The organism is Streptomyces sp. NPDC055966, assembly GCF_042269865.1.
Classification (GTDB): domain Bacteria; phylum Actinomycetota; class Actinomycetes; order Streptomycetales; family Streptomycetaceae; genus Streptomyces.
The window spans coordinates 1-17,571 of record NZ_JBHJYK010000019.1; the positions used below are offsets into that span (position 1 = coordinate 1).

Here is a 17,571-nt window from a genome sequence, read left to right on the forward strand (position 1 = left end):
GGCCCGGCGCTGCCGGACATGTACCGCATCGGCTGCACCATGACCGGCGGTTCGTCGGGCGGTGGCTGGTTCCGGGTGGTGAACGGCAAGACCGTACTGGTGTCGAACACCTCGATCGGCCCGGCCGACCACTCCTGGCTCGCGGGCCCGCCGCTGGGCCAGGAGGCGAAGGCGGTGTACGAGAGCATGAGCCGGAAGTACGGCGGACAGTGACACACGCGTGACGAAGGGCCGCTCCTGTTGACAGGAGCGGCCCTTCGCGTTGGCCGTCAGAGCCCGTGTGGGCCCGCCGGGTCTGTGCAGGCCGTCGGTGTCCGCCGCAGTGGGGGGGCGCGGCCCCCGACCACTGCCGGGGCGTGCCACAAGGTCGGCCCCGGATCACAGAGATCCCACAAGAACCGCCCCTACGGTGCCTCGGCGGAAGTCGGCAACGAGGGGGGAACACCATGGATCGCTCACGTCATCTGGGCGGACGCTACCGTCTGGAAGAGGTCCTGGGGCACGGGGGGATGGCCGAAGTATGGCTGGCATACGATGTGTTGCTGTTCCGCCAGGTCGCCGTGAAGACGCTCCGGCCGGAACTGGCGGCCGATGCCGAACACTGGGCGCGTTTCCGCCGTGAGGTCGTCTCGGCGGCGCTGTTGGGCCACCCGTCCGTCGTCGCCGTGTACGACGCGGGCGAGGACACGATCGACGGTCACCTCGTCCCGTACCTCGTGATGGAGTACGTCAAGGGCGCCACACTGCTCCAACTCGTGCGCGAGGAACCGGTCGTCGGGCCCGAGTACGCGCTGGAACTCACCGCCGGCGTGCTGGAGGCGCTCGATCACGCCCACCGTAACGGCATCGTCCACCGGGACATCAAACCGGCGAACGTCATGCTCGGCGACGAGGGCACCGTGAAGGTGACGGATTTCGGTATCGCCCGCTCCGTGGATCGGGCGGGTACGACCCTCACCCGTACGTCGGTGGTGGTGGGCACGGCCGAGTATCTCTCGCCGGAGCAGGCCCGGGGCGAGCAGGTGGACGTCCGTACCGACCTGTACTCGACCGGCTGCCTGCTGTACGAACTGCTCACCCGCCGGCCCCCGTTCACCGGTGACAGCCCGCTGGCGGTGGCCATGAAGCACCTCTCGGAACCGCCGGTGCCTCCCTCCGTCCACGTCCCGCAGTTGCCCGCCGCCTACGACACCCTGGTGCTGCGCGCGCTGGCCAAGGACCGTGCGGACCGGTACCAGACCGCCGAAGAGATGCGCGACGCCATCGGGAAGGTACTCACAGAACGTGCCACGCCGGTCACGTCGGCTCCGCTGGCCCCGCCCGCTCCGCCTGCGACGCTTCGGCACACCCAGCCACAGCCGCCCCGGGATCCCCGGAGGGACCGCCCCGTGCGCCGACTGCGCATCCGCCGGCCACTCCAGGCGATGGCGGTGCTGCTGGGAGCCGCCGTGTGCACCTACGTGATCATCGGATCCCACGCCCCTGCTCGTCCCCGGATCGCGGCACCCTCGCTGATCGGTGACACGATGGCCGAAGCCCGATCGAGCGCCCAGGCAGTCGGCGTACGCGTCCAGCCCGTCCGACACCGAGCGTGCCCTCACCCCGGCACGCCCGTCGGCCGCGTATGTGAACAGACACCCTCGCCCGGCAGCCAGGTCTCACGTCACGCCATCCTGCGGATCACCCTGTCTCCCGGCACACCTCAACAGAGGTAGACCTGTCTTGCGGCTGCCCTGCTCAGGCCGCCGAATCCGCGGTGCGGGTCGCGGAGTGCCGGGCCGTCGTGCGTCCAAGCCGAACGCCAACGAATACGACCGGAGGCGACCGAACGCGAGCGACCCCGGGGCCATCGCGCGGTACGGAGAGCCGGGGGAGCGGTGGATGTGATGGAGAGCTGGGATCGGGCGGCGGCCCAAGTACCCCGGGAACGAGACCACTTGGCGGCGAGGCGTGGACGCTGATGCCGATGGGCGCGAAGTCCGGGCGCCCGTCGGCACGGGTCCGGCCGCGGCTCACCCCCGTGCGCCAGACCGGGGATGAGCCTGAGGCACGGGGGTCCGGGGATCCGGCCCGGGAAGCCCACTCAGCCGACGCGGCGCGAGCGGCGCAGGCCGAAGCAGGTGCCGAGCAAGGCGGCGACGGCCGCAGTGGCGGTGCCCGCGATGACGGCCGCTCCGGCGGTCGCCGTGGGGGCGGCGGACACGCGCGGGGGCGCGGCCGTACCGCCGTAACCGCCGCCCTTGCCCGCCCGGTCGTAGGCGGACCCCGGGAGCTTGTCGCCGTATTTCGCGTGGACCAGGTGCTGGTAGGCGGCGAGTGTCATGCCGCCGTTGCCCACGGCGCGCCGTGCGTCGGGGTCGAGCGGCAGCACACGGCCGTCGCGCACCATGTACCACGCGTCGATCTGCGGTTCCTCGAAGACGGTTCCGAGACCGTGCGCCTCGCTGACGTAGTCGGTCTCGTCGCCGCCGGTCGCGATGTTGACGACCTTCCAGCCCTTCGCCGTCCGTGCGGTCCACACCGAGGCGACCTGGCCGTCCGCGGAGACCGCCTTGGTCGCGACGAACTGCCGGTCGGCCACGGGGGCGCCCGCGCGCCCGGCGACGAACCCCGGGTCGAGGAAGGAGACGGTGACCGACGGCCCGACGAGGTGCGGCCGGGCCGCGCGCTGTGCGGTCGCGCCGTCGCGGGCGAAGAAGCGAGAGAGGGTGAGGAGGGTGGCCGGGGTCGACGCCGCATCACGTGCCTGAGTGGTGTCGGCGGCGGTGAAGGGCGCGGGGAGGGTGCCGGCGGTCGCCGCGTGGGCGCTGGCGGGGGCGAGAGCGCCGAGGGTCGCGGTGACGGCGAGCGCCATGACCGCCGCGCTCTTGCGGACGGGCTTACGGCCGGCGGGCGCGTGCCCGTTCGGCGTGCGGTGCATCGACGACCTCGGGGTTGGTGACGTCTGGGTCGGTGACGTCTGGGTCGGTGACGTGCGGATCGGCGTCATCGGGGTCACGCTCCGATCCCGTAGAGCGAGTGGGTCCACGTGAACGTGTTGTTGCTCACGTAGTAGTCGTAATCCCCCCAGTTGTAACGGTAGTTGGAGGGCCACGGGTCGCCCCAGTAGACCTGGTTGGTGGAGGCGTCGTAGCCGTACAGCACATGCATGTGCCCGCCCCCGGAGTTCCACTCGATGCGCGTCTCGACCGGCCGATCGGCGCTGATCTCCGTCTGCACGGTGCTGTAGCGCAGGTAGCCGCTCACGTACCTGCCCGGGTTGATACCCATCCAGTCGAGGGCGTTCTGCACGTCGTCCAACGCCGCCTGCCAGTTGCCGCAGGCGCTGCCCTGGGGCCGGTTGAAGGCGGCGTCACAGAACTGGTTCTGGGTGTAGTTGCGCCCGAACCACGAGGCGATGGTGTCGCCGCTCGCCGCCCAGCACCAGTTGCTGTTCTCCTGGGCCTGCATGGTGATGTTGAGCCGCTTGGCGGCGGGAACGGCGGGGTGAGCCGCGGCCCGAGGAGCGGCGTGCGGGGCGGCGTCAGAGGCGGAGCGCGGAGCGGCGTGAGCGGTTGCCGTGGGCACGAGGGCGGCCGCCAGGAAGGCGACGGCCGCGAGGGCCGTTGACGCCAGCCGTCTGCGACCCCGGGTGGTGATGGACATGGCGTTCCTCCCAGTCAGGGTGGGGGTGGAGGAGCGCGTCCGGACGCTGCGACAGCAGCATCGATCTCTTGTCGGGTTTCGGTCAATGACGTTATCCACAGGGCTGGCGGCGAAGTGAACACCACCCGTACGGTTGTGAACGCCACAGCAGGTACCAGCAGGTGGCAGCGCGCGTCACGCCCTGTTCCAGGACGGGGAAGTGAACGTTCATAGATGAACGATCCGAGGGGGGTGGGGGGGAGGGGAGAGGCCCAAGTGACAGCACACAGCACCGATCGCCGCACCACCCCACGCTCCGCCGCCGGTCCAGCCCCCGGCTCGTCCCGCCGCCCCACCCCCGAGGCCGAACTCGCCGAAGTCCTGCGCACCGGCCCGTTCTCCGCCGCGCTGCGGGCCGCGCTCGCCGCGCGCGGGCTGGCTCTGCATCGCGTGCAGCACCGGCTCGCCCAGCGCGGCATACGTGTCGGTGTGACCAGCCTCAGTTACTGGCAGCGCGGGGTGCGGCGGCCCGAGCGGCCCGAGTCGCTTCGTGCCGTCACCGCGCTGGAGGAGGTCCTGGAGCTTCCGCCGCAGGCCCTCACCCGTCTGATAGGCCCACGTGCCACCAGCGGCCGTCCCCCGGCGGCCCGCCCGTATCGCACCCTGCTCGAACCGGCCGCCGCGCTCGAATCGCTGCTGGCGAGTCTGGCGGCACCGGCGGACGGCGGGCTGCACACCGTCATCCACTACGAGCACGTTCACATCGGTGCCCATCGAGAGCTCACCGCCCGCGACTCCCAACACGTCGTACGGGCCCACCGCGATGGCGTCGACCGCTATGTCGCCATCCATCACGGCGACCCTGGCTGCGACACGGAACGAGTACGGGTACGAGGTCTCGGCAACTGCAGGGTCGGGCGGATCCGACGTCACGGCGCTTCGGGAGTGATCGTCGTAGAACTGCTCTTCGACGGGCGGTTGAGAGCCGGCGAGACCGCCGTCCTGGGGTACCGCTTCGAGGACGGAACCGGCGTGCCCAGCCATGAGTACGTTCGTGGCTTCTCCTACGGCGGCGGCCAGTACGTCCTCCAGATCGGCTTCGACCGCACCGCCCTGCCCGTCCACTGCCGCCGCTTCTCCCGCCCCTCCGCGACCGCCCCTCGCGAGGCGGTCGCCGATCTGACACTGAACGCCCATGGCTCCGTCCACCTCGTGGAGCAGCAGATACGGCCGGGCGTCCTCGGCATCACGTGGGAATGGGACTAGGAGTTGTCCGCGCGATCACGCTGGAACTCGCATGACTGCGGACGCAACGGCAGCCGTGACCATGGTGGGTTGGCGGACCGAGGGCTCTCCTCCGCGGCGGCTGGACGAATGGTGTGGGTGCGGGGCAGGAGCGGCAGAGGCCGTCAGCGGGTGAATTTTTTTCGCAGAATGATCGAAAGCCGGCCTATTCGAATGCGGAAACGACTGCTGATCGGGCACGCGTACCGCTTCCAGCTCACCCCGGTGCTGTGAGGGCCGTTCCTGACCCCCGTTGGTCGGCCCCCGTGTGTCCGGCAGGTGGGCGGTGATTGACCGCGGTGCGGGTGACTGCTGCAATGACGGCATGTTCTCCGCGACGTTCCTGGTGATCAGGGCGCACATCGATTTCGGTCGCGTGTGGTCCGCCGCGTGTTGTTGACCGCGCGCCCCACCCACCGGAATCCCTCCCTACCGTCCCGGAGTTCTCCATGCCCGACCGCACCCCCGGTGTGCCCGTCCGCGTCGACCCGCGTGGGCCGCGCTTCGCCGCCGCTCTCACCACCCTCGTTCTGCTTCTGGTCCTGGTCACCGGCAGCGGCGTGCTGCTCGCGGCGCAGGGCGCCGTCTTCGCTCTCGGTGCGGTTCTGGGATTGCGCTGGTCCCCGTACGGCTGGCTCTACCGTCGGTTGGTGCGTCCCCGTCTCGGGCCGCCGCAGGAGCTTGAGGACGAGCGGCCGCCGCGGTTCGCGCAGGCCGTCGGCCTGGGCTTCGCGGTCGTCGGCGCGGCGGGTTACCTGTCCGGTGCCACCTGGCTCGGCATCGCAGCGAGCGCGGCGGCGCTCGCGGCAGCCTTCCTGAACGCAGCCTTCGGCTACTGCCTGGGCTGCGAGCTCTACCTGCTCGCGGTCCGCAGCCGGGCCCGTCTGAGCCAGGGGTGAGGCGGCCGTGAGCGATCCGACCGGGCTGATCGTGGCCGCCGTCGTGCTGGTGGCCGCGACCGTCTTCGGGCTGGTCCGCGTCCGTCGCGACGGCAGGCTGCGCGACGGTGGCCGGGGCGACGCGCTGCGTTTGTCCTCCGGTGAGCTGGGTGCGGCGCTCGGCGAGAGGGCGACGCTGGTGCAGTTCTCGACAGCCCTGTGCGCGACCTGCCCCGGCACCCGGCGACTGCTGGCCGGCGTGGCCGCCGAGACGCCCGGCGTGCGCCTGGTGGAGATCGACGCCGAGGCGCGGCTCGACCTGGTGCGTCGCGTCGAGGTGATGCGCACGCCTACGGTGCTGGTCCTCGACCGCGCTGGTCGCGTCGTGCGCCGCGCCTCCGGGGCGCCGACCCGGGCCGATGTGGTGTCGGCGGTGGAGTTGGCTACGGCGGACTGATCGCCGAGTCCGGCGGGTCCGGGCTGTGATGAGGGCTTGGGTGGCCGGGTCGTGTTCGAGGCCGAGGTCGCTGAGGCGTCTTGCGGGGCGGGGATTGCAGGCGTGCCGGGCGGCGTCGTTGGGTCCGCAGGCCCGGTAGAGGCGGATGGCATGCTGGGCGGGGCGTTCGTGGTCGGGGTGGATGGTGCCCAGGTGTTCCAGCAGCGCCAGGACGGTGTCCCGCTCGCGTGGTGTGGCCTCGGAGTCCTCGGCCTTGCGGGTCAGACAGAACGGGGCAGGCGGAGCCCGGCGTCGGTGGCCCTCATGGCGAGGTGCTCGCGTACTGTGTCGACCCAAGGCAGTCGCCGCTCTGGGCGAAAGGGCCGCTGCCGCAGGGCCTGCGATCCTGGAAAGAGCGGACCCTCAGCAGTACCCGCCCCGCCGGAGCGGATCGGCGAGGCCACCGACGCCGACCTGCCTGGTATCAGCAGTTTCGCGGCCGGGCCTGAACAACGACTCCGATGCGGTGACTGCCGGGCTGACCAGTGACTGGAATTCCGGCCCGGTCGAAGGAGCAGTCAACCGGATCGAGACGATCAGACGGTAGATGCTCAGACGACAGATGTTCGGCCGCGTCGGCTTCGGCCTCCTGCACAAGCGGGTCATGCTCTGCTCATGAGGGCTTCCGTCAGAGCTGCCAAGGCGCCGGTCGCAGACCCCGGGGGCGGGTCAGTCGCCGCGGGAAGGACGCGGATGCTCCATGCGGGAGAGCCAGTTCGTGAGCAGAGCCTCCAGTGACTCGGCCTCGGTGGGCGTCAGTAGATCCAGCAGGTGGCGTTCGTTGCGCATGTGGTCGGTGAACGCGCGGTCGATCAGTTCACGTCCGGGTTTCGTGAGGGCGACGATCCGGCCGCGCTGATCGTCGTCGGCGCGGCGGCGGGTGACGAGTCCGGCTCGCTCCAGGCGGTCGATCCGCTTCGTCATCGCGCCGGTGGTGACCATGGTGTGCGCGGCGAGCTCACCGGGTGCCCGCTCGTATGGGTCCCCGGCGCGGCGCAGCGCGCACAGCACGTCGAACTCTCCCTCGCTGAGGCCGTAGTGGCCGTACACGAGGCAGAGTTCCTCCGTGAGTCGGTCGGCCAGGCGGTGCAGCCGTCCGATCACTCCCTGCGGGGTGATGTCGACGTCGGGGCGCTCGCGGCGCCAGTCCGCCTGGATGCGGGCCACGCGGTCCATCGGTTCGCCGTGCTCCATGCACCCCATGATAACTTCCCGGGAAGTTATATTAGCTTCCATGGAAGCTAATATGCGCTGGGCAGCACTGACCGCGGTCGCACCGGTGGCCTGGGGAACCAACTACTTCGTCACGCACGAGTTCCTGCCGGCCGACCGCCCGCTCTACGGGGCTGCCCTGCGGGCGCTGCCCGCCGGCCTTGTCCTGCTCGCCCTGCGCAGACAGCGGCCGCGCGGCGCGTGGTGGTGGCGGTCCGCGGTGCTCGGGCTGCTCAACATGAGCGTGTTCTTCGTCCTCGTCTACGCCGCCTCCCAACTGCTTCCGACAAGCGTCGCCTCGACCGTCATGGCGGTGTCCCCGCTGACGATGATGCTCATAGCCTGGCCCCTGGTGTCCGAACGTCCCCGGACCGCCCACCTGGCCTGCGCCGCGATCGGACTCGCCGGGGTCTGCCTCATGCTGCTCACCGGGACGGAGGGGGTGAGCGTGCCGGGCGTCCTCGCCTCGACCGCCGCCATGCTGGTGTCGTCCTTCGGGCACATCCTGGCCAAACGGTGGAGTGCCGGTGTCGATGTGCTCGCCTCGACCGCCTGGCAGCTAACCGCCGGCGGTCTGTTCCTGCTCCCGGTCGCCGCCGCAGTGGAAGGCCCTCCACCCGCGCTCTCGACGCCGACTCTCCTCGCGTTCGGCTACGTCGCCCTCGTCGCCACCGCGCTGGCCTTCACCGCCTGGTTCACCGGACTGCGGTACCTGCCGGCAGGAACCGTCGGACTGATCGGACTGCTCAACCCTGTCACCGGCGTCCTGCTCGGCACAGCTGTCGCCGGAGAGACGCTGACTGTTCAGCAACTGTGCGGACTGGTCCTGGTCCTGGCCGGAGTTGTCCTCGGTCAATCCAAGCGCGCGGGCCGACGCGACAGAAGTCAGGTACCTCCCCATCCGGTAGCCGACGAGCGTCCCGTGCAAGCACCCTCTACGCGCAATGCCCCGTGACGATCAGAAATGCGGGTAGAAGCGCGGGCAGAGCCCGGGCAGGGATACGCGCGAGGACGAGCGAACTTCCGCCGTCTCACCACACATCGCTGATAGCACGGGTAGCGATCGACTGATCGCCTCACGGAACCTGTGCGTTTGGCCCCACCACTGGACGACGCCATACGCTCCCCGCTGCGGGACGCTCTGCACTGTGACCCGGGGGCTTTCCCGCGGGGAACCCGGACCGCCTGCGGTGGGTGCGGAAGTTGGCGGCATCATCGCCGGCGGCTTCCGCGGCCAGCAGAACCCCTTCGGCCGGGTCCCGCCTATGGGCCCTGATTACGGGGAGCAGGTCGGTCAATGCCCGCCGAATGTCGGGGAGTTTGAGTCTGCGGGTCAGTTCCATCGCCCCGGCGAGGGGGTCGCCGTGCGAGCCGGGGACGTTACGAAGAGCGGTGGCCGTCGCTAGTCCCCTCTCCTTCAGGGGCGACGGCGCAGCGGGGCGAGGCGGATGTGCCCGGCTGCAGGCTGTGGCCCCTGGAGGGGCGGGTCGGCTCGGGAACGCGGCGTCCGATGTGGTGGTCGAGGATGGAGATGAGGTCGTTCTCGGTGAGCCGGCGGGCCGGCGCCGCGGTGCCCAGGGCCTGGTCAGCCTCGGCGGCGCCGTGGAGTTTGGCGAGTTGGTCGGCCTCGGCCATCTCCGGCCGCATTCTGCGGGCGCCGGCCGCTGGGGGCTCCACTAGGACGCGGCCTCGGTTCGAGCCGCAAGAAGGCGGCCTCTTCGGCGCTGCTGGCTTTCGGGGGGGCGGTCGCCTTCCCTGTCCTCGCGGGGCGGGCAGGGCTCGTCCTTGACCGACGGGACGCCCGGGGCGGATCGCTGGTGACGGGCGGCCTCGACGGCGGCGGTCTCGGTGACCGTGGTGACGACGACCTCGTCGCCGTGGAAGTGGGCCCAGACGGTCTGCCCGGCCAGCCGGCGCGGAACCGAATACCGAACCGAATCGATGGAGAGTGTCGCGCCGTTGGCGACTTCGACGTCGTCCCAAGGGCCGCGGCCAACGGATTCTCGGGCAGCGCGTGCTGTTCCTCGGCGCGGGCCTCGGCGGTCCGTCCGGCGCCGGATGGCCCGGCGGATCTGCATCGCTGCCGTGCGGGAGACTTCCCGGCCCATCTGGGAGGCAAGCAGCGACGCGGATGTCCTCCGGCAGTTCCTCAACGACAACGGAATCCGTGGAGTCGAAGCCGTGTTCGTCACCACGGGCCTGTTGAGCTGCGACCTTGCCGAAGCTCAGCGAGCCTTCTTCAGCGTTCCGTGGCGCGACGCCGAACGCCGGTTCCACAGCGACGCCTTGGGCCTGCTCGCCGAGGACGCCGCTGACGACACCTGAGAGCAGGCGGAGGCCTGACCACCGTCGCCGGCCGACGGTCAGGACAGTTGCCATGGGTGGAGCTTGTCCGGGTTGCGTACTGCCCAGATGTGCGTGATCCGGTCGTCGTCGGAGACCTCGAACGCGAACACCGTCTCGATCCGGCCCTCGGACTCGACCACCAGGCCCGGCAGCCCGTTGACCGTGCGCTCGAGGATCGTGCGGGGCGGCGCGAACCGGGCGATCGTGCGGTAGAGGTGGGCGATCTGTTCCGCGCCCTCGATCGGCAGCAGGTGGGCGATGGCGCGGCCACCGCCGTCGGAGATCGCGGTGGCGCCCGGGTCGAGCAGGCCGAGCAGGGCCTCGATGTCCTGCGCCTCCCAGGCCGCCCTGAACCGCCGGACGACGCTCGCCTGCCGGGCCGCGTTCGGGCTCGCCCCGGCCCGCGCGGCGGCGATGCGACGGCGGGCCGAGGACGCCAGCTGACGACACGCCGCCGGGCTGCGGCCGACGATTCCGGCCACCTCGGCGAACGGGTAGCGGAAGACGTCGTGCAGCACGAACGAGACGCGCTCGGCCGGAGTCATCGACTCGAACACGACCAGGAAGGCCATGGTCACCGACTCGTCGAGGGTGATCCGGTCGGCCGGGTCCACGACGGCGCCGCCCGCCGCCCCGGCGATCCACTCGGCCGGGTCGGGCAGCGGCTCCGGGACCCATTCTCCGACGTAGGTCTCCCGCCGGGCGCGCGCAGAGCCGAGCAGGGTCAGGCAGATGCGGCTGGCCACCTTCGTCAGCCAGGCACCCGGCGACTCGATGGCCTCCTGCTGCGCCCGGGACATCGCGTACCAGCGGGTGTAGGTCTCCTGGACGACGTCCTCCGCGTCGGCCAGGGAACCGAGCAGCCGGTAGGAGAGATTGAGCAGCTGTCGCCGCTCGCTCATGATCGTGCTCAGACCCGGGTCCTGCTGCTCGTCTGTCTGCCGCTGTGTGTGTTCCGACGGGGTGGTCATACGCTCTCCGGCTCCCTTGTTCACGGTCCCTCTCCATTACGACGAATCAGAGCGGCGGAATGTGAGGTCGGCGGTGCGCCTCACATTCGGCGGGGCTGCGTGGTCGGACTGGTGAAGAGGAGCACACCGTCCACAGGACACGACGAGACAGGACGCTGAGCATGAACGACTTCCAGGAGATCGCCGACCGCGTCGAGATCGAGGCGCTGCGCGGGGAGTTCACCGACGCCGCGATGATGCGCGACCGTGCCCGCCTCGCCGCGCTGTTCACCCCCGACGGCGTTCTGCGCATGCCCAACGTCCCGGTCGAGCTCATCGGCCGGGAGGAGATCCGGACCGGAGGCGAACGCCTGCAGAGTCAGTGGGACTTCTTCGTGCAGAACAGCCACCCGGGCACGATCCGGATCGACGGCGACACCGCCACCGGTCGCACCTATATGCAGGAGATCGCGCGCGTGCTCGACGGCCGCTCGGGCCTGAACTTCGCCATTTACCACGACACCTACCGGCGTACACCGGAGGGTTGGAAGTTCACCGAGCGGGTCTACGAGGTCAGGTACGTCGACACCACCCCGCTCCGGGGTTCGGCGCCCGGCCCCGACGCTCAGGGGCATGGGTCCGGCAAGCCCGAGGACGCAGGCCGGGCGCCGGGCACGATTGAGGCGGACGCGTCGGCCACGGGTGCGGCCGACGACTTCGGCGCACCGGCGTCCGTCGAGCGGCTGGACCGGGCGGTCGCGGCGCTGCGGGCGAACGGCTTTACCGCCGAACTGCTCGACGACGCCGCGGCGGCCCGCGCCCGCGTCAGGGATCTGATACCGGAGGGCGCGGGCGTGTTCACCGGGGCCAGCGAGACGCTTCGGCTCTCCGGTATCGCGCGGGACATCGAGACGGGCGACCGCTACCAGGCCATCCGGCCGCGCGTGCTGACGATGGACCGCGCCACCGAGTTCGACCAGATCCGCAGGCTGGTGGCCACCCCCGACGTCTTCGTCGCCAGCGTCGCGGCCGTCACTGAGACCGGCTCGCTCGTCATCGCCTCGGGCAGCGGCAGCCAGCTGCCCGCCTCCGCCGGCGGCGCCGCAAGGGCGATCTGGGTCGTCGGGGCGCAGAAGGTGGTGCCCGACCTGAACAGCGCTCTGCGCCGGGTCGAGGAGCACGCCCTTCCGCTGGAGACCGCGCGCGCCCAGGCCGTCTACGGGCAGCCGAGCGCGGTCAACCGTCTCCTCGTCCTCAACGCGGAGCCGCAGCCCGGGCGCGGCACCGTCCTGCTGTTGCGCGAAGCCATCGGATTCTGAACCACCAGGAGTCGTCCAAGGGCTGCTCCCCGCAAGGCGTGCCTCCACTGGCTGTGGCGGAGCGTAGGTGCACACGTCGGTGGCCGGCTGAACGGCGACGACGGACGATCGCGAGGGCACGGCCCTGCTCACGCAGCAGGGTTCCGAAACTTTGCTGTGCTCAGCGGGCGCGGCGCCGTGCTGACGGCGAATCGATGCCCGGCCCGGCCTGGCCACGTCGGGCCGGGCCGGAAAGTCGGCTACCCGCCGCGGGTGCGCCTCCCGGCCGTACCCCTCGGCTGACCGGCCTTGCTCTTTGTCCAGGAGTTCGTGCGGATCCGCATCCGTCTCAACTCGTGGACGCGGCAAGGCCGGAGCCCGTGACCGGGCGATGGTCACGGGCTCCGGTGGGCTCGTTGGCGGCTGTTGTGTCAGTGCGGGGCCTCCTGGACGGCCCCGCCGACCGCGACGGGCAGACCCGGACGACTGTGCCCGACCGTGCCGTCCGTCTGCTGATATGCCGCCAGTCGTTCGCCCTCGATGTCGAGGTCGGGCAGCAGCCGGTCCAGCCATTTCGGCAGCCACCAGCCGGCCCGTCCGACGAGGGCGAGGACCGCGGGGACAAGCGTCATGCGGACCAGGAAGGCGTCGATGAAGACGCCGACGGCGAGGGCGAAGGCGATCGGCTTGAGCATGGTGCTGCCGCCGGGGATGAAGCTCGCGAACACCGCGAACATGATCAGGGCTGCGGCGGTGACCACGCGGGAGGCGTGGCGCGAGCCGGCCAGGACGGCCTCCCTCGGTGCGGCGCCGTGGACGTGTGCCTCGCGCATGCGGCTGACCATGAACACCTCGTAGTCCATGGCGAGTCCGAACAGGACGGCCATCACCAGGATGGGCAGGATGCTGACCACCGGCCCGGTCTCGGCGACGCCGAGCGCGCTCGCGAGCCAGCCCCACTGGAAGACGGCCACGACCGCGCCGAAGGTGGCGGCCACCGAGAGCAGGAAGCCCAGGCTGGCTTTCAACGGGACGATCACCGAGCGGAAGACCAGCAGCAACAGCAGCAGCGACAGGCCGACGACGACGAGCGCGAAGGGGATCAGCGAGCTCGCCAGCCGGTCGGAGACGTCGATGTTCACGGCGGTCGTACCCGTCACCGAAACCTTGGCCCCCGTCTGCTGCTGCCAGGTGGGTGCCTCGTCGCGGATGTGCAGTACGAGGTTCTTCGTCTTCTCGTCCGAGGGCCCGGTCTTCGGCACCACCTGGATGACGGCCGCGTTCCCATGGTCGATGACCTGCGGCTCGCCGACCGCCGCGACGCCGTCGGCGGACTTCAGATCCTTCACGAGCGCGGCGGTGGCCGCTTGCGGGTTCGTGGCACGAGAGGTGTCGGCGTGGACGAGCAGCGGCCCGTTGAACCCGGGCCCGAACTTCTCGGAGACAGTGTCGTACGCCTGCCGCTGGCTGCTGCCCGCCGGGGCGGAACCGTTGTCGGGCAGGGCCAGTTGGAGGCTGTGGGCCGGGATTGCGACCGCGAGCAGGCCGATCAGGACGGCGAGCAGCGTGAGCAGCGGGCGGCGGATGGCGATCCTGCCCCAGCGTTCGCCCATCGTCCTGCGCCCGCCGTGTTCGCCTGCGTGCCCGCCGCCGTGTTCGCCTCCGTGTCGGCCGTCGTGTCCGTCGTCTCCGTCGTGTGCGCCTCCGTGGGCGGCCTGCTCTCGGCGGGTGGCGCGCGAGCCCGGTTTCGGCCGCAGCCGTTCACCGGCGAAGCCCATCAGCGCGGGCAGCAGAGTGGTGGAGACGCCGACGGCGATCAGTACGGCTGCCGCACCGCCGACGCCCATGACGGTGAGGAACGGGATGCCGACGACGGCCAGCCCGCACAGCGCGATGATCACCGTCAGTCCGGCGAAGACGACCGCGCTGCCCGCCGTGGCGGTGGCCCGGGCGGCGGACTCCTCGGTGTCCATGCCGGTGGCGAGTTGGGAGCGGTGACGGGAGAGGATGAACAGGGCGTAGTCGATACCGACCGCGAGTCCCAGCATCGAGGCCAGGGACGGGGCGGTGCTGGAGATGGTCAGCACGCCGGTGAGCGCGGACAGGCCCAGCAGGGTGACGGCGACGCCCGTGATCGCCGTCAGCAGCGGCAGGCCGGCCGCGAACAGCGAGCCGAAAGTGATCGTGAGGACGACGAGGGCGACGGCCACGCCCATCAGTTCCTTGGTGTGGCCGGTGCTCTTGCTGCTGCCGTACGCGGATCCGCCGACCTCGACCGTGAGCCCGGCGTCCTTTGCGGGCCGGGTGGTCTTCTCCAGCGAGGTGAGGCTGTCGTCGTGCAGGTCGGCGCGGCTGACCTGGTAGCGGACCTGGCCGAGTGCGGTGGTGCGGTCCGGCGATATGACCTTGCTCCGCACGGGGTCCGTCACGCCGACGACCTGGGGAGCCTTGTCGGCCTTCGCCATGGTGGCACTGACCGCCTCGGCGTACTGCGGCTCGGTGATCTCGTGGCCCTCGGGGGCGACGAAGACGAGCTGGGCGCTGGTCCCGGCCGCCGAGGGCAGCTCCTTCTTGAGGGTGTCCATGGCGGTCTGGGCCGGTGAGCCCGGGACGGTGAACTCGTCGTTGGTCGTGCCGCCGAATGTGATCACGCAGGTGACGACCGCGGTCAGTATCAGCAGCCAGCCGGCCAGCACCGCCCGGCGATGCCGGAACGCACCGCGGCCGAGCCGGTAGAGGAGGGAAGCCATCGAAAAGGTGCTCCTTGAGGGTGACTTGCCGGGGTGAGCGGCACGTTGGAGCCCGCGTACGGGGCCGGGCAGCGCGGGGTCAGGTGCGGAACGCGGCAGGGCCGCCGCTCAGGACGAGGCGGAGGCCGCTGTCGGTGACCGTGAGCCGACGGGGCCGCAGCTTCAGCGGAAGGTCGGTCGGGGAGACAGTGCGGGTGCCCCCGGCCGGGATCTCGTTCGCCAGGTCATCGGGGAGGGGGTGGTTGCCGGTGAACGTGGGCCGGCCGGATGTGACGCGGATCGTCCGGCCGGTCGGCCAGGACAGGAGTGACGGGGACGGTCAGGGCGCCGGCAGGGCCGATGCGCGCGATCAGCCGTCGGTTCGCGGGATCGGGGGCCACCACGCTGTCCGGACGGCTCCCGCCGGCGCCGGCCAGGGACGCGGGGTCGACGTCGACGATCACGCTGGACGATCCGACCGCGCCTCCCTCCCCGCTCCGGCGCACCTGATGCAGGTGGGCATCGACGGCGAGGCCGATCACGTGCCGGGCGGACACCCCGTCCGCCGTCAGCTCGACGTCCGGGAAGGTGCCCCGCGCCAGCTGCCACAGCGCGGGCATGTCGCCCAGCCCGACGTCCGGGGTGGTGCCCAGGCGAGTGCCGACCACAGTCGCGATCCGTTCGGCGATCCGGTGCCGGACCAGCGCTTCCGCCGTGTCGGCGACCGCGGTCAGGGAGAGGACGGCGGCCGGGACGAGCGCCGTACGCCGCCCCGGGCACAGCCTGGAGGCCACCCGGCCAGAAAGTGTCATGACTGACACGATACACAAACTGTCATGACTGACACTTTCCATGGATGCGGCAGGCAGCCGGGCCCGGGGAATGGCGCGTCAGGATGAACGCGTGGTGCAGGAGGGGGCCGTACGGAACATGCGGGACGCGCAGGACCCGCAGGACGTGCACGACCTGCAAGGCGGGCCTGGTCTTCGCCGAGGTCCTCGACTTCATACGCTGCTCAAGCAGGAGATCGCCCGCCGCCCGGCGGGCGAGCCCTCGCAACACCGCCGTACTGGGCGGACCGCTCGCCGCCGCCGGGCGCCTCGACGGCGGCCTCGGCATCACACGTGTCATATGCCGCTCACGCCCACGTGGACCGCACGCTTCACCATCCGGCGCGTTCAAGATCCGCTGGTTCTACGACGGAACGCCCCGACCCGTGGAACGGCGCGACTTCGCCGCCCCGCTGGCAGCCGCCGTGGCGGTTCCCGCGGCCCTCGGCACCTCGTCTTCGGCCCAGGCGCGGGCGCCGTACCTGTACGACGTCGGTTTCGTCCGGCATCCGGAGACGGCGGAGCCGGCCCGGTTCGCTGCGGTCGGGCGTGCCGTCTGCGGAACCGTACGCGTGCCAGCTCTCCAACCGGATTGAGTCGCTGTCACGAAGGAGCCGTGTCTACCAGCGCACCGGCAGTTCGCGCAGGCTCCGCATGAGGCTGTTGCGCCACTGCGGTGTGCCGTCACCGTCGAAGGCCAGGCGGGGGCAGCGGTCCAGCAGGATGCGTAGGGCCAGGGATGCCTCCAGGCGGGCCAGCGGGGCGCCCAGGCAGTGGTGCAGGCCGTACCCGAAGGCGAGGTGGGCGCGGGTCGCGGCCGGATCGCGGTGGATGTCGAACCGTTCGGGGGCGGGGAAGCGCGCGGGGTCGCGGTTCGCGGCGGCGATGGAGAGGACGACACGGGCGCCCGCCGGTATCCGGGCGCCGCCGAGGGTGATCGGTTCGGCGGTGTAGCGGTAGGTGCCCGCCGGCACCGGCGACTCGAAGCGGAGCGTCTCCTCCACGGCGCCCTGCAGCAACTCGGGGTCGGCGCGGAGGGCGGCAAGCTGCCCGGGATGGCCGAGGAGCAGGTGGACGGCGTTGGCGATGAGGTTGACGGTGGTCTCGTGCCCTGCGACGAGCAGGAGGAAGGCCATGCCGAGCAGTTCCTCCGGGGTGAGCCGGTCGGCGCCGTCCCCGTCGTGGGTGCGGACGAGGGCGTGCAGCAGGTCGCTCTCCGCCGCGTCCCGCAGCCGCCGTTTCTCTTCCGCCAGCCCGGCGAGATACGCGGCCATCTCCTGCGCGGCGCGGGTGGACTGCTCCGCATCGTCGAGGGCGACGACCTTCGTGGACCACGCCCGGAAGGCAGCCCGGTCCAGGTCTGGCACGCCGAGCAGCTCGCAGATGATGGTGAGGGGCAGTGGATAGGCGAATGCAGCCACAAGGTCGGCACGACCGTCGGCGACCACGGCGTCCAGGAGCGCACCGGCCGCCTCCTGGACGCGGGGTCGCAGTGCCTGGACGCGGCGGGCGGTGAACTCGCGGGCCACCAGCGTCCGTAGGCGGGTGTGATCGGGCGGATCGGCCTGGAGCATGTTGCGGCCCACGGAGTACAGCCCGTCGTCCTCGAAGTCGGCAGAGTGCCGTACGTCAGTGCGCAGCCTGGGGTCGACGAACGCCGCGCGCACTTCCTCGTGCCCGACCACCAGCCACGCCTCGTCCCCGGTGGGGAAGCGCACGTGGTGGACAGGCCCGCGGGAGCGCAGCGCGGTGAAGGCGGAGTACGGGTCAGCGGTGAAGTCGTCGGTGAGGTCGGCGAGTCGGACGGTGGCGTGCTGTGTGCGCATCGGCGGCTCCCGGGACTGAAGTGGGGACTACTCCCCGATTAGATGTTGGGAGTGACCCTAGCATGAACCGGGGAATTGTCCCCGGTTCGGTTCCGTCC

The 17,571-nt window shown here is 71.1% G+C and carries 17 protein-coding genes and 1 pseudogene; 9 read left to right on the forward strand and 9 right to left on the reverse strand.

Features of this window, described 5'->3' with window-relative positions:
- Both ACFC8N_RS33505 and ACFC8N_RS33510 read left to right on the forward strand, forming a co-directional pair.
- Positions 1 to 213 (forward strand): annotated as a pseudogene (locus ACFC8N_RS33505) (hypothetical protein); the annotation flags it as partial.
- 233 nt (positions 214 to 446) lie between these two features.
- The gene (locus ACFC8N_RS33510) at positions 447 to 1,715 is read left to right on the forward strand and encodes a protein kinase (RefSeq protein WP_376292363.1); all 1,269 of its coding nucleotides are present in this window, start codon (positions 447 to 449) and stop codon (positions 1,713 to 1,715) included.
- Between the two features lie 368 nt (positions 1,716 to 2,083).
- Here the strand turns inward: ACFC8N_RS33510 and ACFC8N_RS33515 are convergent, their stop codons facing one another.
- Together ACFC8N_RS33515 and ACFC8N_RS33520 are read right to left on the reverse strand one after the other, a co-directional pair.
- Positions 2,084 to 2,920, reverse strand: coding sequence for a hypothetical protein (locus tag ACFC8N_RS33515; RefSeq protein WP_376292365.1), 837 nt, complete (start codon positions 2,918 to 2,920; stop codon positions 2,084 to 2,086).
- Between the two features lie 74 nt (positions 2,921 to 2,994).
- Positions 2,995 to 3,645 carry a papain-like cysteine protease family protein gene (locus ACFC8N_RS33520; protein WP_362817053.1) on the reverse strand — a complete coding sequence of 217 codons (651 nt, stop codon included), beginning with the start codon at positions 3,643 to 3,645 and terminating at the stop codon, positions 2,995 to 2,997.
- A 255-nt stretch (positions 3,646 to 3,900) separates the two neighbouring features.
- Between ACFC8N_RS33520 and ACFC8N_RS33525 the strand changes: the two genes are divergently transcribed.
- The 3 genes from ACFC8N_RS33525 (at position 3,901) to ACFC8N_RS33535 (ending at position 6,243) form a co-directional block, all read left to right on the forward strand.
- Positions 3,901 to 4,890: a hypothetical protein gene (locus tag ACFC8N_RS33525; protein ID WP_376292368.1), complete on the forward strand. Its 990-nt coding sequence runs from the start codon at positions 3,901 to 3,903 to the stop codon at positions 4,888 to 4,890.
- Positions 4,891 to 5,357: 467 nt separating this feature from the next.
- A complete protein-coding gene (locus ACFC8N_RS33530) occupies positions 5,358 to 5,807 on the forward strand; it encodes a DUF4395 domain-containing protein (RefSeq protein WP_376292370.1) in 450 nt (149 codons plus the stop codon).
- Between the two features lie 7 nt (positions 5,808 to 5,814).
- A complete protein-coding gene (locus ACFC8N_RS33535; protein ID WP_356038202.1) occupies positions 5,815 to 6,243 on the forward strand; it encodes a thioredoxin family protein in 429 nt (142 codons plus the stop codon).
- A 708-nt stretch (positions 6,244 to 6,951) separates the two neighbouring features.
- Here the strand turns inward: ACFC8N_RS33535 and ACFC8N_RS33540 are convergent.
- Positions 6,952 to 7,476 (reverse strand): MarR family winged helix-turn-helix transcriptional regulator, encoded by a 525-nt coding sequence (locus ACFC8N_RS33540; RefSeq protein ID WP_376292372.1) that lies wholly within the window; start codon positions 7,474 to 7,476, stop codon positions 6,952 to 6,954.
- A gap of 52 nt (positions 7,477 to 7,528) precedes the next feature.
- Here ACFC8N_RS33540 and ACFC8N_RS33545 point away from each other — a divergent pair, with 52 nt between their 5' ends.
- Positions 7,529 to 8,449 carry an EamA family transporter gene (locus ACFC8N_RS33545; protein ID WP_376292769.1) on the forward strand — a complete coding sequence of 307 codons (921 nt, stop codon included), beginning with the start codon at positions 7,529 to 7,531 and terminating at the stop codon, positions 8,447 to 8,449.
- Between the two features lie 425 nt (positions 8,450 to 8,874).
- Here ACFC8N_RS33545 and ACFC8N_RS33550 read toward each other — a convergent pair whose 3' ends face one another.
- Together ACFC8N_RS33550 and ACFC8N_RS33555 are read right to left on the reverse strand one after the other, a co-directional pair.
- A complete protein-coding gene (locus tag ACFC8N_RS33550) occupies positions 8,875 to 9,129 on the reverse strand; it encodes a hypothetical protein (RefSeq protein WP_376292375.1) in 255 nt (84 codons plus the stop codon).
- A gap of 41 nt (positions 9,130 to 9,170) precedes the next feature.
- The gene (locus ACFC8N_RS33555; protein ID WP_376292378.1) at positions 9,171 to 9,602 is read right to left on the reverse strand and encodes a hypothetical protein; all 432 of its coding nucleotides are present in this window, start codon (positions 9,600 to 9,602) and stop codon (positions 9,171 to 9,173) included.
- Positions 9,603 to 9,675: 73 nt separating this feature from the next.
- On the opposite strand from ACFC8N_RS33555, the gene ACFC8N_RS33560 reads away from it, so the two are divergent.
- A complete protein-coding gene (locus ACFC8N_RS33560; protein WP_376292381.1) occupies positions 9,676 to 9,819 on the forward strand; it encodes a hypothetical protein in 144 nt (47 codons plus the stop codon).
- A 38-nt stretch (positions 9,820 to 9,857) separates the two neighbouring features.
- Here the strand turns inward: ACFC8N_RS33560 and sigJ are convergent, their stop codons facing one another.
- Positions 9,858 to 10,811 carry an RNA polymerase sigma factor SigJ gene (gene sigJ / locus ACFC8N_RS33565; protein ID WP_356038213.1) on the reverse strand — a complete coding sequence of 318 codons (954 nt, stop codon included), beginning with the start codon at positions 10,809 to 10,811 and terminating at the stop codon, positions 9,858 to 9,860.
- A 161-nt stretch (positions 10,812 to 10,972) separates the two neighbouring features.
- Between sigJ and ACFC8N_RS33570 the strand changes: the two genes are divergently transcribed.
- Entirely contained in the window at positions 10,973 to 12,109 is a 1,137-nt protein-coding gene (locus ACFC8N_RS33570; RefSeq protein WP_376292384.1) for an LUD domain-containing protein, read from the forward strand.
- A gap of 410 nt (positions 12,110 to 12,519) precedes the next feature.
- Here ACFC8N_RS33570 and ACFC8N_RS33575 read toward each other — a convergent pair whose 3' ends face one another.
- Both ACFC8N_RS33575 and ACFC8N_RS33580 read right to left on the reverse strand, forming a co-directional pair.
- A complete protein-coding gene (locus ACFC8N_RS33575) occupies positions 12,520 to 14,838 on the reverse strand; it encodes an MMPL family transporter (RefSeq protein WP_376292386.1) in 2,319 nt (772 codons plus the stop codon).
- 224 nt (positions 14,839 to 15,062) lie between these two features.
- Positions 15,063 to 15,629, reverse strand: coding sequence for an LmeA family phospholipid-binding protein (locus tag ACFC8N_RS33580; protein WP_376292388.1), 567 nt, complete (start codon positions 15,627 to 15,629; stop codon positions 15,063 to 15,065).
- 404 nt (positions 15,630 to 16,033) lie between these two features.
- Between ACFC8N_RS33580 and ACFC8N_RS33585 the strand changes: the two genes are divergently transcribed.
- Positions 16,034 to 16,243 carry a hypothetical protein gene (locus ACFC8N_RS33585; protein ID WP_376292391.1) on the forward strand — a complete coding sequence of 70 codons (210 nt, stop codon included), beginning with the start codon at positions 16,034 to 16,036 and terminating at the stop codon, positions 16,241 to 16,243.
- A gap of 24 nt (positions 16,244 to 16,267) precedes the next feature.
- Here the strand turns inward: ACFC8N_RS33585 and ACFC8N_RS33590 are convergent, their stop codons facing one another.
- Positions 16,268 to 17,473 carry a cytochrome P450 gene (locus tag ACFC8N_RS33590; RefSeq protein ID WP_376292394.1) on the reverse strand — a complete coding sequence of 402 codons (1,206 nt, stop codon included), beginning with the start codon at positions 17,471 to 17,473 and terminating at the stop codon, positions 16,268 to 16,270.
- Positions 17,474 to 17,571: the final 98 nt, after the last annotated feature.

Coding starts and splice junctions, on each gene's coding strand:
- ACFC8N_RS33575 (WP_376292386.1), bottom strand. CDS start 14,838: ATGGCTTCCCTCCTCTACCGGCTCGGCCGCGGTGCGTTCCGGCATCGC.
- ACFC8N_RS33580 (WP_376292388.1), bottom strand. CDS start 15,629: ATGACACTTTCTGGCCGGGTGGCCTCCAGGCTGTGCCCGGGGCGGCGT.
- ACFC8N_RS33570 (WP_376292384.1), top strand. CDS start 10,973: ATGAACGACTTCCAGGAGATCGCCGACCGCGTCGAGATCGAGGCGCTG.
- ACFC8N_RS33540 (WP_376292372.1), bottom strand. CDS start 7,476: ATGGAGCACGGCGAACCGATGGACCGCGTGGCCCGCATCCAGGCGGAC.
- sigJ (WP_356038213.1), bottom strand. CDS start 10,811: ATGACCACCCCGTCGGAACACACACAGCGGCAGACAGACGAGCAGCAG.
- ACFC8N_RS33515 (WP_376292365.1), bottom strand. CDS start 2,920: ATGCACCGCACGCCGAACGGGCACGCGCCCGCCGGCCGTAAGCCCGTC.
- ACFC8N_RS33530 (WP_376292370.1), top strand. CDS start 5,358: ATGCCCGACCGCACCCCCGGTGTGCCCGTCCGCGTCGACCCGCGTGGG.
- ACFC8N_RS33520 (WP_362817053.1), bottom strand. CDS start 3,645: ATGTCCATCACCACCCGGGGTCGCAGACGGCTGGCGTCAACGGCCCTC.
- ACFC8N_RS33510 (WP_376292363.1), top strand. CDS start 447: ATGGATCGCTCACGTCATCTGGGCGGACGCTACCGTCTGGAAGAGGTC.
- ACFC8N_RS33590 (WP_376292394.1), bottom strand. CDS start 17,473: ATGCGCACACAGCACGCCACCGTCCGACTCGCCGACCTCACCGACGAC.
- ACFC8N_RS33550 (WP_376292375.1), bottom strand. CDS start 9,129: ATGGCCGAGGCCGACCAACTCGCCAAACTCCACGGCGCCGCCGAGGCT.
- ACFC8N_RS33545 (WP_376292769.1), top strand. CDS start 7,529: ATGCGCTGGGCAGCACTGACCGCGGTCGCACCGGTGGCCTGGGGAACC.
- ACFC8N_RS33555 (WP_376292378.1), bottom strand. CDS start 9,602: ATGGGCCGGGAAGTCTCCCGCACGGCAGCGATGCAGATCCGCCGGGCC.